At 67.1% G+C, this 11971-nt stretch carries 12 protein-coding genes; all 12 read right to left on the reverse strand.

All coding sequences use genetic code 11. From position 1 onward, the window contains the following. Positions 1–6: 6 nt before the first annotated feature. Positions 7–861: an ABC transporter ATP-binding protein gene (locus tag ABS45_RS15640; protein WP_291557132.1), complete on the reverse strand. Its 855-nt coding sequence runs from the start codon at positions 859–861 to the stop codon at positions 7–9. Continuing rightward, positions 858–1757 carry an ABC transporter ATP-binding protein gene (locus tag ABS45_RS15645; protein WP_291557134.1) on the reverse strand — a complete coding sequence of 300 codons (900 nt, stop codon included), beginning with the start codon at positions 1755–1757 and terminating at the stop codon, positions 858–860. The genes ABS45_RS15640 and ABS45_RS15645 overlap by 4 nt, the downstream gene beginning before the upstream one ends. Next, a complete protein-coding gene (locus ABS45_RS15650) occupies positions 1754–2656 on the reverse strand; it encodes an ABC transporter permease (RefSeq protein WP_291557136.1) in 903 nt (300 codons plus the stop codon). The genes ABS45_RS15645 and ABS45_RS15650 overlap by 4 nt, the downstream gene beginning before the upstream one ends. A 1-nt stretch (position 2657) precedes the next feature. Continuing rightward, positions 2658–3671, reverse strand: coding sequence for an ABC transporter permease (locus ABS45_RS15655; RefSeq protein WP_291557139.1), 1014 nt, complete (start codon positions 3669–3671; stop codon positions 2658–2660). Positions 3672–3718: 47 nt separating this feature from the next. Then, complete coding sequence (locus tag ABS45_RS15660; RefSeq protein WP_291557141.1) at positions 3719–5251, reverse strand: ABC transporter substrate-binding protein; 1533 nt, start codon at positions 5249–5251, stop codon at positions 3719–3721. 127 nt (positions 5252–5378) lie between these two features. Further along, positions 5379–5963 carry a methionine biosynthesis protein MetW gene (gene metW / locus ABS45_RS15665; RefSeq protein WP_291557143.1) on the reverse strand — a complete coding sequence of 195 codons (585 nt, stop codon included), beginning with the start codon at positions 5961–5963 and terminating at the stop codon, positions 5379–5381. After that, positions 5960–7105 carry a homoserine O-acetyltransferase gene (locus ABS45_RS15670; protein WP_291557146.1) on the reverse strand — a complete coding sequence of 382 codons (1146 nt, stop codon included), beginning with the start codon at positions 7103–7105 and terminating at the stop codon, positions 5960–5962. Before ABS45_RS15670 ends, metW begins: the two co-directional genes overlap by 4 nt. A 132-nt stretch (positions 7106–7237) precedes the next feature. Beyond that, the gene (locus tag ABS45_RS15675) at positions 7238–7936 is read right to left on the reverse strand and encodes a nucleotidyltransferase family protein (RefSeq protein ID WP_291557148.1); all 699 of its coding nucleotides are present in this window, start codon (positions 7934–7936) and stop codon (positions 7238–7240) included. Between the two features lie 8 nt (positions 7937–7944). Then, complete coding sequence (locus tag ABS45_RS15680) at positions 7945–9003, reverse strand: XdhC family protein (protein ID WP_291557150.1); 1059 nt, start codon at positions 9001–9003, stop codon at positions 7945–7947. 26 nt (positions 9004–9029) lie between these two features. Continuing rightward, positions 9030–9611: a carbon monoxide dehydrogenase subunit G gene (locus ABS45_RS15685; RefSeq protein ID WP_291557154.1), complete on the reverse strand. Its 582-nt coding sequence runs from the start codon at positions 9609–9611 to the stop codon at positions 9030–9032. Positions 9612–9635: 24 nt separating this feature from the next. Then, the gene (locus tag ABS45_RS15690; RefSeq protein ID WP_291557157.1) at positions 9636–10892 is read right to left on the reverse strand and encodes a VWA domain-containing protein; all 1257 of its coding nucleotides are present in this window, start codon (positions 10890–10892) and stop codon (positions 9636–9638) included. A 30-nt stretch (positions 10893–10922) separates the two neighbouring features. After that, positions 10923–11870, reverse strand: coding sequence for a MoxR family ATPase (locus tag ABS45_RS15695; protein WP_291557160.1), 948 nt, complete (start codon positions 11868–11870; stop codon positions 10923–10925). Between the last annotated feature and the right edge of the window lie 101 nt (positions 11871–11971).

An 11971-nucleotide genomic window follows, 5' to 3' on the forward strand; every position in this document is an offset into this window, starting at 1 on the left:
GGGCCGCTATTCCTCGGCAGCCTCCAGCGCGCCTTGCGCCAGCCACTGCGGATCGGGCACCGGCAGCGGGATCGCATCCAGCAGGGCGCGTGTGTAGTCGTGCGCCGGCTGGGCGAAGATCTGCGCCGATGCGCCCTGCTCGACCACCACGCCGCGGCGCAGGATCAGCACCTCATCGCACAGGCTGCGCACCAGCGACAGATCGTGGCTGATGAAGATCAACGCCAGGCCGGTATCGCGGCGCAGCTCCTGCAGCAGCGCGACGATGCGCGCCTGCGCGGAAACGTCCAGCCCGGAGGTGATCTCGTCGGCGATCAAGGCAGCGGGCTGCAATGCCAGCGAGCGAGCGATGCCCACGCGCTGACGCTGACCGCCCGAGAGTTCATGCGGATAGCGCGCTGCGAGCGCGGGGTTCAGACCCACGCGCTCCAGCAGCGCGGCGGCCTGGCGCGCGGCATCGGCAGGCCCCGCGAGCTTGCCGCGCGCGCGCAGCGGCTCGGTGATGATGGCCTGCACCCTGCGGCGCGGGTTGAGCGAGGACATCGGGTCCTGAAACACCAGCTGCACCTGGGTGCGGTACTCCACCAGTTGCTGCGCGGAAAACCGCGCCACATCCTGCCCGCGGTACAGCACCTGTCCCTGCTGCGGCGCGGTGAGCAGGGTCAGCACCCGCGCGAGCGTGGATTTGCCGCTGCCCGATTCACCGATCACGCCCAGCGCGCCGGCAGCGGGCAGCGCCAGTGAAATGTCGCGCAGGATGGGCTTGAGCGGCGCGGCGCCCAGAAGCGGCTTGCGTGCACTGTCCGGCAGTGCCAGATGCAGGCCATTTGCGGCCAATAGCGCAGGCTGGGCATGCGTCATGCGCTCACCTTTTTGCGTTGCGCGTCGTAGGCGCGTTCTTCCTGGTCAAGCTGTTCGAGCAGCGCATCGTCCACCGGCGTGAGCGTTTCACCGGGCTGGTCAAAGCGCGGTGCGGCGGCGATCAATGCCCGCGTGTACGGATGGCGCGGCGCGGCGAAGACTTCGGCCACCGTGCCGCTCTCCAGGATGCGCCCGCCGTGGATCACCGACAGGGTGTCGCAGAGCTTGGCCACCACGCCCAGGTCGTGCGTCACCATCAGCACCCCCTGACCGGCCTGCGCCAGCTGCCTGATGAGTCGCAGCACCTGTTTCTGCACCGTCACGTCCAGCGCCGTGGTCGGCTCGTCGCAGATGATGAGCCGTGGCTTGCAGGCCCAGGCGATGGCGATCACCACGCGCTGGCGCATGCCGCCCGAGAGCTGGTGCGGGTACTGGCGCAGCACGGCCTGCGGATCGCGCACCTGCACCTGTTCGAGCAGCTGCAGGCATTCCTGCTGCAGCGCCGCGCCGCGCAGACCGCGGTGCAGCTTGAGCACATCGGCGAGCTGCGCACCGATGCGGCGCACCGGGTTGAGCGCGGTCATCGGGTCTTGCAACACCATGCTGACCACCGTGCCGCGCACGCTGCGCCATTGGCGCGGCGGCCAGGCCGTCACCTCCTGCCCGGCAAGCACGATGCGTCCCTGGGTGATCACCGCCGTCTCTGGCAGCAGGCCGGTCACGGCCTTGGTCACCATGGATTTGCCGCCGCCCGACTCGCCCACCAGCGCGTGGATGCGTCCGGCCGTGACGGCCAGATCCACCCCGCGCAGGATGACGGAGGCGCGGCCCGCCTGGCGGATTTCCAGATGCAGGTCCTGGACCCGCAGCACTTCGGCCGGGCTGGTGCCGTTCATCGCCGCACCACCGGATCAAGCTGGCGCCGCAGGCCGTCGCCCAGCGCGTTGAGCCCCAGCACCGAGACGATCATCGCCACCATGGGCAGCAGCATGAGCCAGGGCGCCTGGTTGATGTACAGCCGCCCCTCGCCGATCATGCCGCCCCAGGTGGTGGCGCCCGATGCCACCGACAGGCCGACGAAGCTCAGCATGGCCTCGACGACGACGGCGATGCCCATCTCCAGCGTCACCAGCGTGATGAGCAGCGGCGCCACGTTAGGCAGGATTTCGCTCAGCAGGATGCGCCGCGCGGGCAGCCCCAGCATGCGCGCCGAAGTGACGTAATCCAGTGCCGTCTGCGCCTGCGCCTCGGCGCGCACCACGCGGCAAAAGCGCGTCCAGTCGACGATCACGATGGCGGCAATCACCGAGGTCAGGCCGGTGCCGATGAGCGACACCAGCACGATGGCCAGCAGCACCGGCGGAAACGACATCCAGACATCGACGATGCGCGAGATCAGTGCATCCACTCTGCCGCCGAAGTAGCCCGCCAGCAACCCCAGCAGCGTGCCGGCGACGCCTGCCAGCAGCGCCGAGACCGTGGCCACGATCACCGCCGTGCGCGCGCCATGCACCAGGCGCGAGAGTACGTCGCGCCCGAGATTGTCCGTGCCCAGCCAGTGGCGCGGTGCGTCGGGGTCCATGGCATCAGCGTCGGCGGCCGCCGCGTCGCCGCCGCTCCAGAGCAGCGGCGCCGCGAACGACGCCCCCAGGTCCTGGTCTTCGGGATCGAGCGGCGCGATCCAGCCTGCGAACAGCGCCAGCACCAGCAGCAGCACGCAGATCGCGCCACCGATCAGCACCCGCGGATCGCGCAGCAGGCGCTGCGCCGTAGAGACATTCTGGCGTTCGGCCACCTCAATGCCCCCCGCCGCGCAGGCGCGGATTGAGCAGCAGCACCAGCACGTCCACCGCCAGGTTGATGGCGATGAACAGCACCGCAAAGGTCAGCACCACGGCCTGGATCAGCGGCAGGTCGCGCCCGACGACGGCGCTGATGGCGAGATTGCCCAGGCCGGGGTAGCTGAAGAGCTTTTCCACCAGCACCGTGCCGCCGAGCAGAAAGGCAAACTGCACGGCGGAGAGCGAGACCGCCGGAATCAAGGCGTTGGGCAGTGCCTCGGCCAGCAGCACGCGCACGCCGCTCAGGCCCTTGAGGCGCGCCAGGCGCACATAGTCGCTCGCCAGCGCCTCTTGCATCGAGGCCTTGAGCACGCGCGCGATCATGGCCGCCACCGGCAAGGCCAGCGCCAGTGCGGGGGCGATCATGTAGAGCAGGTCGGAGCCGACGATCTGCCAGCGCCCGTGCAGCAGACCACTCAGCAGCACGAAGCCGCCGCCGGCCTGCTCGCTGAGTGCGGTGTCGATGCGCCCGGAAATCGGCAGCCACGGCAGCGCCACGCCAAACAGCAGGATGAAGATCAGACCCCAGAGGAAATCCGGAATCGCCTGCACCACGGCCGCCAGGTTGTCGATCAGGGTCGAGAGCCAGCGCCCCTGGCGCGCCGCCGAGACGATGCCCGCCGCGCCGCCCAGCAGGCAGGCCACCAGCATGGCGACGATGCCCAGCTCCAGCGTGACCGGCAGGCGCTCGCCAATCAGGTCCATCACATCCTGCTTGTAGGTGATGGAGGTGCCGAATTCCCCGGTCAGCGCCGCCTGCAGCCAGAGCCAGAACTGCATGGGGATGGATTTGTCCAGGCCGTAGAACGCGCGCAGGCGCGCGATGTCCTCGGGCGTGGCGCCCGGCGGGATCATCATCGCCACCGGATCGCCCGGCACCACGCGGATCAGCACGAAGACCACCAGCGCCACGCCAAACAGCGTGGGCACGGCCAGCAGCAGGCGCCGCAGGAAGGAGCGCGGATTCATGCGGAAAAGTCAACCGGGGCAGAGGGGGCGCCTGCCCCGCCCTGCCATCAGGCCTTGTGCACCGCCTGCGGCAGCACGAAGCCGGCGCCGTGCGGCTTGGCGCTCAAGCCCTTGCGGAACACCACCGTCTGGTAGTACTGGAACAGCGGAATCACCAGCGCGTGCTCGGCGATGTAGCGGTTCACCGCCTTGTAGCCGGCAATGCGCTTGGTCTCGTCCTTCTCGCCCCAGAGCGGCGCGATCATGTCGTCCAGGTCCTTGGTCTTCCAGGCCGAGTGCGGCGAGGGGCCGAACATGGCAAAACCGGTGGAGGTGGACGGATCGCCGATCGCATCGCCCCAATTGTAGAAAGCGGCCGGCGCCAGCTTGTGCTGGGCGCGCAGCTCAAAGTGCTTGGCAATCTCGTAGACCTCCAGATCGGCCTCGACGCCCAGCGGCTTCCACATGCCGAGGATGGCCTGCATCACCTCGTAGTCCTTGGGCTTGAAGCCGCGCGTGGTTTGCACACGGAATTTGAGCGGTTTTTCCTTGGACCAGCCAGCTTCCTTCATCAACGCCGCCGCCTTCTTCGGGTCGTAGGGCACCTTGATGCTCGCGTCGTAGGCCGCGTAGCCAGGCGCATCCAGCGTGTCGATCGGGCGCGCCGCGCCGCGCATCAGCTTCTCGGTCAGCGCCTTCTTGTTGATGGAGAACGCCAGCGCCTTGCGCACACGCTCGTCCAGCATCGGCTCGACGTTGGTGATGAAAATCATGCCGATGTCGGTCACCGGCGCGTTGGTGCCGCCAAAACCCTTCTTCGTCAGGCGTTCGTATTCCTCGATCGGAATCTCGACCGTCATGTCCGAGCGGCCCGACTCCACCTCGGCCACGCGGGCGCTGGGGTCGGTGACGAACTTGATCACCACGTTCTCGAACGTCGGCTTGGGGCCGAAGTAATCCTTGAACGCCTTGAGCTTCATGTGCGAGCCCTGCACGAATTCCTCGACCATGTAGGGGCCGCTGCCCACGGGCTTCTTCTCGAAGCCTTCCTTGCCGACCTTCTCGTAATAGGCCTTGGGCAGGATGTAGCCGGTGAGATAGCCCATCCACTTGAAGAAGGCCGGATCGAACTCCTTCACATCGGCCGTGACCTTGTTGCCCTCGGCCTTGATGTTGGTGATCTTGCCCCACATGAACTGGATCGGGTTGCCGGTGGCCGGATCGCCCGCGCGCTGCAGCGACCAAGCCACGTCCTCGGCCGTCACCGGGCTGCCGTCATGCCACTTGGCGCCCTGGCGCACCGTCAGGCTGATCTTGGTCTTGTCGGCGTTCCAGCCCCACTCGGTCAGCAGGTCGCCCTTGAAGCTCAGGTCGGGGTTCTGGTCGATGAACTGCGCGAACACCGCCTTGTACAGCGACTGGATCGTGGGGTTCACCGCCGAGGGGCCGACCGTCGGGTCCCAAGTGGGCAAGTCGACGTTGTAGGCCATCGTCAGGGTGTTGCTGGTCTGTGCCAGCGCCTGCAGCGGCCCGAAACTGCCCAGCGCCGCGATGCTCAGGCCGGTATGCGCGACGAAGCCGCGCCGATTGATGTCGTGCATGTCTGTCTCCTTTTATCGTGAACCCATGCAGTATGGCAGTGTCGTCGCGCGGCTGGCGCGCCGCTATCCGCTTTGCGAATGTGGATGTCCGCGCGGCGAAGACATTTGCCGTTGTGCCAAGACCGCTTCAATCGTGCTCAAAGCGAAACACCGCCGTGCTGGCCATCAGATTGACCCAATGCCGGACCTCGCGCCCGCCCTCCAGCCCGAAGGCATCGAGCACGCGCAGCTTGTTGCGCCGCGCCAGTACCTCAAAATCAGCAAAGGTGCCCACACGGATGTTGGGCGTGTCATACCACTCGTAGGGCAGGCGCGCCGTGACCGGCATGCGCCCGCGCAGGATGGACAGGCGATTGGGCCAATGCGCGAAGTTGGGAAAGGCCACGATGCCGGTCTTGCCCACGCGCGCGGTCTCGCGCAGCATGGTTTCAGCGTTGCGCAAGTGCTGCAGCGTGTCAATCTGCAGCACCACGTCAAAGCTGTCGTCGGCGAACATCGCCAGGCCTTCGTCCAGATTGAGCTGGATCACGTTGACGCCGCGGCGCACGCAGGCAAGCACGTTGGCATCCGCGATCTCTATGCCGTAGCCGCTGCAGCGGCGCTGGCGGATCAGGTAGTCCAGCAGCGCGCCGTCGCCGCAGCCCAGGTCCAGGACCCGGCTGCCTTCCGGTACCAGCTGGGCGATGGCCTGCATGGTGGCGTGGTCGCTCATGTCAGCTCCTTCGCGATGCCATCAAAACAAGAGCGAACTACGCTCGTGTAGCGGGCGTCGTCAAGCAAAAACGCATCATGACCATGCGGGGCGTCGATCTCCGCATAGCTCACGTCGCGGCGGTTCTCCAGCAACGCATGCACCAGCTCGCGCGAGCGCGCCGGGGCGAAGCGCCAGTCGGTGGAAAAGCTCACCAGCAAAAACCTGGCGCGCGCCACGGCGAGCGCCTGCGCCAGCTTGCCGCCGTGCGCACGCGCCGGGTCGAAGTAGTCCAGCGCGCGGGTGATGAGCAAATAGGTATTGGCGTCGAAGTAGTCGCTGAACTTGTCGCCCTGGTAACGCAGATAGCTCTCGATCTGGAACTCCACCTCCTGCGTGCTGTAGTGGTAGTCCTCGCGCGCAACGCCATCCACCACCTCGCGCAGTGCACGCCCGAACTTGGCGTTCATCACGTCGTCGCTCAGGTAGGTGATGTGGCCGATCATGCGCGCGATGCGCAGCCCGCGCTTGGGCACCACGCCATGCTGGTAAAAATTGCCGCCGTGAAAATCCGGATCAGTGACGATGGCGCGGCGTGCCACTTCGTTGAAGGCGATGTTCTCGGCCGTCAGGTTGGGCGCGCTGGCCACCACCACGGCGTGGCGCACGCGCTCCGGATACTGCAGCGTCCAACTCAAGGCCTGCATGCCGCCCAGGCTTCCGCCCATCACCGCCGCGAGCTGCGTGATGCCCAGGCGCTCGAGCAGCAGCGCCTGCGCGTTGACCCAGTCCTCCACCGTCATCACCGGGAAATCCGCGCCATAGACCTGGCCGGTATCGGGGTTCACGTGCATCGGCCCGGTCGAGCCAAAGCACGAACCGGGGTTGTTGATGCCGATCACGAAGAAGCGGTTGGTATCCACGCTCTTGCCCGGGCCGATCATGTTGTCCCACCAGCCTTCGCTTTTCGGCTTGCCGGCGTAGCTGCCGGCGACATGGTGCGAGGCGTTGAGCGCGTGGCAGACCAGCACGGCATTGCTCTTGTCGGCGTTGAGTTCACCGTAGGTTTCGAAGGCGAGGTCGTACTCGCGCAGCACCGCGCCCGAGGTCAACGCCAGCGCCTCGGCAAAGTGCATGGACTGGGACTGTGCAATCAGCGGCATGAAAAAACCCGGCATCGCCAAAAACGGGGCCGGGCTTGCTGCGGATCGGTCACGTCTTTAGCAGGATTTGTAAAGCGCCCGCAAGCGGTGCAAATCGGCGCATCGTGATGCGAGCCATTATGCCAAAGCGGATCACCCCTGCGGTTGGCGCGGTGGTGGTGGAGCTCCGCCACCCAACCCGCCGCCGGGCACGGGTGTCGGCCAGCGCAGTGCCACGCCCTGCTCGCGCGCAAGCCGCGCCACATCGTCCGGGGTGTCGATATCGGTGGTGCAGCGCCCATGATCGAGCGTGAGCGTCTGGACTTCGCCGGCGTGCGCGCGGCGCCATTCGCGCACTCCTGTGGCACCGCGACCGTGCTCTATGGCCGCGCGCACGCTGGCCCCCAACACCAGCGGGTGGCCAGGCTGGCCCTGGTAGCTGGGCACGACCAGGTCGATGCCTGAGGCGCGCGCATGCCAGGCTTGCAGCACGGCTCGGAAATCGTCGGCCTCCAGCAGCGGCTGGTCGCCGAGCGTGACGACGATGGCCTGCAGCGACGGCGGCAATGCCGCAAGGCCATGGCACAGCGAGGACGCGGGGCCGTCGTCGGGTGCTGGATTGACGGCCCAGCGCAGCTGCGGGAATCGGGCTTGCGTGGGCTGCAGTACCGCGCGCAGCGCCTCCTGGTGGTGGCCGAGCACGACCACGACGGCGCTGGCACCCGCCAGCGACAGCAACCGTATCTGGCGCAGCAACAGCGGCTCGTCACCCCGCAGCAGCAGCGATTTGGGGCGCACTCCCATGCGCCGCCCGGCACCGGCGGCCATCACGACGGCGCCGAACGGGTCCATCACTGCGCTCAGGCGTTCTCGTGCACGACGAAACAGACGTTGGCCGCGTCGTTGGGCGTGATGTCTTGCAAATCCTTCACGTGCGCCACATCGAGGTCACGTGGCAGTGGCACGCCGTTCTTGACCGCGAGAATTTCGGCCATCACGCTCACCGCGATCTCGGGCGGGGTCTTGCTGCCGATGTAGATGCCGACCGGACCGCGCAGGTTTTGCATGCTTTCTTCGGTCTGATCAAGGTGCTCGATCATGCGCTGGTGGCGCAGCGCGCTGTTGCGCCGGCTGCCAATGGCGCCGATGTAAAAGGCCGGTGTCTCCAGCGCCTGCAGCAGCGCCAGGTCGTCGAGCTTGGGGTCGTGCGTGAGCGCGATCACGCAGGTGCGGCCGTCGGGCTTCATCTCGGCGACGGTGTCGTCCGGCATGGTCTTGACGAGGCGTGCACCGGGCACGCTCCAGCTGCCGGCGAATTCCTCGCGCGGATCGCAGACGGTGACGGAAAAGCCGCAGAACAGCGCCATGGTGGCGAGGTACTCGCTCATCTGCCCGGCACCGATGATGATCATGCGGTAGCCGGGGCCGAAGGTGTTCACCAACTCGTGGTCATTGACGATGAGGTCGGCAGGGTGCTCGCTGGGTTCCAGCGTCACGCTGCCATCAGCCAGACTGACGCGCCGGTGCATGAGGCGGCCCGCATCCAGCGACTGCAGCAACTCGCCCACCTTGGCACCGTCGGGGTCGAACTCCAGCATCACCTCGAGCGTGCCGCCGCAGGGCAGGCCGAAGCGGTGGGCTTCGTCGGCGGAGATGCCGTATTTGACGAACTGAGGCGGGCCGGCATGCGGCAGCGGGTCGGCGGTGCCGGGCTTGGTGTAGCGGTCGATCAAATCGTATTCGATGCAGCCGCCTGAAACCGAACCGACCACGGCGCCATCCTGGCGCATGGCCATGATGCAGCCCACGGGCCGCGGTGATGAGCCCCAGGTGTGCACCACGGTGGCCAGCACGGCCGATTGGCCCTTCTCGCGCCAGTCGTGCACGGCGCGCAGGACGGTGACGTCAAGATTTTCCATAATGCAACACTCCTTTCACCCGCCTTTCAACGCAGCGCGAAATAGCCGCCGATCACGATCACCGCGATGACGATCCAGACCCAGGCCGGGATGCCGCCGCCGCTTTCCGGTGCGGCCGGTGCCGGCACGGCGGCCGGCGCGCCTGCGGCCGGTGCCGGCGCAGGGTGCAGGCGCTGCAGCTCTTCATCGAAACGGGCGAAGAATTTTTCAGCCATCTGCTTGGCTACACCGTCGATCAGCCGCTGCCCGACTTGCGCGATCTTGCCGCCCACGCTGGCAGTGACGGTATAGCCCAATTCGCAGCCGCCGTCCTTGGGCGTCAAAGTAACCTTGGAGGTGCCCTTGCCAAAACCGGCCGGGCCGCCATTGCCTTCGAAAGTAAGCGTATAGCTGTTCGGCGCCTGGATGTCCGACAGCTGGATCGCGCCCTTGAACTTGGCGCTGACGGGGCCGATCTTGATCGCCGTCACCACGTCGTAAGCGTTTTCGCCCGTGGCGGTGATGCTGTCGCAGCCCGGAATGCACTCCTTGAGCACGTCGGGGTTGTTCAGCGCGTCCCAGGCCTGCTGCTGGGTGGCGGCGAGCTGCCGCGAGCCTTGCATTTCCATGTGTTTACTCCTCGGTTTCAGTAGTTACTGTTTCAAAAGCTTGGCAATGGCGCCTGCCAGTTCCTGCAGACGGGTGATGTTGTGCACGGCCACCATGCCATCGGTGGCCTTGTGCAGTACGGCGGCGCCACGCGCTATCGGCTGGTAAGCGTCAAAGCGCAGCAGCGGGTTGAGCCAGAGAATCTTGCGCGTGTGGCGCTTGAGCCAGTCGAGCTCGCGTGTGAGCTCTTCGGGTTCCCCGGTATCCAGACCGTCGCTCACCAGCAGCACCAGCGTGCGCCGCCCCACCATGCGCCGCCAGTGGTGTTGGCGCAGCGTGGCCAGCGAGGCGCCCATGCGCGTGCCGCCGGCAAAATCCTGGATGCTGTGGCCGGCAAACACCAGCATGTCGTCGGTATCGGCGAGGCGAAAGGCGGGGCTCAGATCCGTCAACCCGGTGCCGAAGGCGAACACGTCGCGGCGCAGCGCCAGCGCCTGACCGCCGACCTGGGTGCGCATGGTGGCGCAGTGCAAAAACGCGAGCAGCAGGCGGGTGTAGCGCTCCATCGAGCCGGAAATGTCGACCAGCACCATCAAGGGCAGCGGCTGGCGGCGGCGCTGCAGGCGGTGCAGCGCCATCACGTCGCCGCCGCACTGGGCGGCCGCGCCCATGGTGCGGCGCCAGTGAATGCGCGCGCCGCGCGCGCCGGACTGGGTGCGCCGCGCCGCCACCGTGGGCAGGGGCAGCGGAATGTCGCGCACCAAGCGCTCGACCAACGTGTATTCGCTGGCGCTGAGCTGGTTGAAATCGGCCGCCTTGACGCGCGCCAGCTCGCTGGCGGTCATCGCCGCATCCAGGTCTATGGTTTGCTCGTCCCTGGGTTTGGCCTCGGGCTTGGGCGGCGCCAGGGCTTCGGAAACGCGCGGGCGCTGCTTGGGCCCCTTGGCCTTGCCCTCGGTCTTGGGCAGCATCTGCGCCAGCAGCTTGTTGGCCAGGCGCGGGTCTTTGAAGAACGCCTCGAACAGCTCGCGGAACACCCCGCGGTCCTGCTCGCGGCTGATCAGCACGGACTCCAGTGCCGCGGCGAAATCCTGCCGGTGCCGCACGCCCACGAGGTCGAGCGCCTGCTGCGCCAGCGCCATGCGCGCCGCGTCCATGGGCAGGCCGGCGCGCCGCAGCGTGCGGCAAAAGCCGCTCAGGTTGCCCGCCAGCTTGCCGGTGCGCGCGTCACCCAGTTGCGACACGCCCTTCCCCGCCGCCGGCGCTTCGGCCAGCCTGTCGTCAAGCGCGTCGTCGTTCATGGTGGCGTCCAGGGGCGTCAGCGCGGCGGATCAGCCGGCCTGCGCCAGCTGCGCCGCCTGCTCGGCGGCCTGGAAGACATCGCTGGCCAATTCGCGGTTGAGCGCCGCGACATCGTCGCGTTGCTTGAACAGGATGCCGGCGGTTTCCACCGCCACTTCGGGGTCCAGCACCACGGTGTCCAGCGCCACCAGGGCGCGCGCCCACTCCACGGTCTCGGCAATGCCCGGGGCGCGCTGAAAGCGTTCGCCATAGGGCTGGCCGCGCAGCTGCTGCACAAAGCCCGCGACCTGATCCGCCAGGCGCTTGGGGGCTTCGGGCACCAGCGCGCGCACGATGGCGAGTTCGCGCTCGCGCTCGGGGTAGTCGAGCCAGTGGTAGAGGCAGCGGCGCTTGACTGCGTCATTGAGCTCTCGCGTGCGGTTGCTGGTGAGGATGGTGACCGGCGGCACCTTGGCGCGCACCGTGCCCAGCTCGGGAATGCTGACCTGGTATTCGCCCAGGTACTCCAGCAGAAAGGCCTCGAACGGCTCATCGGCGCGATCGACCTCGTCGATCAACAGCAGTGCGCCGGGCTCGGGGGTTTCCAGCGCCTGCAGCAGCGGACGGCGCACCAGGTAGCGTGGCTGGTAGACCTCCTGCTCCAGCTCGGAGGTCGACGCCGTGCCTTCGGCCGCGCGCAGGTGTAGCAACTGCGCGGCGTAATTCCATTCGTAGAGTGCCTCGCGCTGCTCCAGGCCGTCAAAACACTGCAGGCGCAGCATCTGCCGGCCCAGCACGCGCGCAAGCGCTTTCGCCAGCTCGGTCTTGCCAACGCCGGGTTCGCCCTCCAGCAACAAGGGACGCTGCAGCTTGAATGCCAGAAAGACCGCGGTGGCGAGGCGCCGGTCGGCGTAGTAGCCGACGGATTCCAGCGATGCGATCAATGCATCGATCGAATCGCACGAACAAGGATCCAGAGGGGCAGATGAGGCATTCATGGGACATTACGGCCGAAGCGAGTCGACTATCAAATCATGAGCTGTGTGCGCAGCATTGACGGGTGCAAAAGCCGAAAACCACTCTATCTGCTCGCGGCCCA

It is taken from the genome of Comamonas sp. SCN 65-56 (genome assembly GCF_001724135.1).
In the GTDB taxonomy this organism is placed as follows: Bacteria; Pseudomonadota; Gammaproteobacteria; order Burkholderiales; family Burkholderiaceae_C; genus Comamonas_C.

Excerpts from the sequence above, each read along its gene's own strand:
- ABS45_RS15640 (WP_291557132.1), bottom strand. The coding sequence starts at position 861 with ATGACGCATGCCCAGCCTGCGCTATTGGCCGCAAATGGCCTGCATCTG.
- ABS45_RS15645 (WP_291557134.1), bottom strand. The coding sequence starts at position 1,757 with ATGAACGGCACCAGCCCGGCCGAAGTGCTGCGGGTCCAGGACCTGCAT.
- ABS45_RS15655 (WP_291557139.1), bottom strand. The coding sequence starts at position 3,671 with ATGAATCCGCGCTCCTTCCTGCGGCGCCTGCTGCTGGCCGTGCCCACG.
- ABS45_RS15660 (WP_291557141.1), bottom strand. The coding sequence starts at position 5,251 with ATGCACGACATCAATCGGCGCGGCTTCGTCGCGCATACCGGCCTGAGC.
- metW (WP_291557143.1), bottom strand. The coding sequence starts at position 5,963 with ATGAGCGACCACGCCACCATGCAGGCCATCGCCCAGCTGGTACCGGAA.
- ABS45_RS15670 (WP_291557146.1), bottom strand. The coding sequence starts at position 7,105 with ATGCCGCTGATTGCACAGTCCCAGTCCATGCACTTTGCCGAGGCGCTG.
- ABS45_RS15675 (WP_291557148.1), bottom strand. The coding sequence starts at position 7,936 with ATGGACCCGTTCGGCGCCGTCGTGATGGCCGCCGGTGCCGGGCGGCGC.
- ABS45_RS15680 (WP_291557150.1), bottom strand. The coding sequence starts at position 9,003 with ATGGAAAATCTTGACGTCACCGTCCTGCGCGCCGTGCACGACTGGCGC.
- ABS45_RS15685 (WP_291557154.1), bottom strand. The coding sequence starts at position 9,611 with ATGGAAATGCAAGGCTCGCGGCAGCTCGCCGCCACCCAGCAGCAGGCC.
- ABS45_RS15690 (WP_291557157.1), bottom strand. The coding sequence starts at position 10,892 with ATGAACGACGACGCGCTTGACGACAGGCTGGCCGAAGCGCCGGCGGCG.
- ABS45_RS15695 (WP_291557160.1), bottom strand. The coding sequence starts at position 11,870 with ATGAATGCCTCATCTGCCCCTCTGGATCCTTGTTCGTGCGATTCGATC.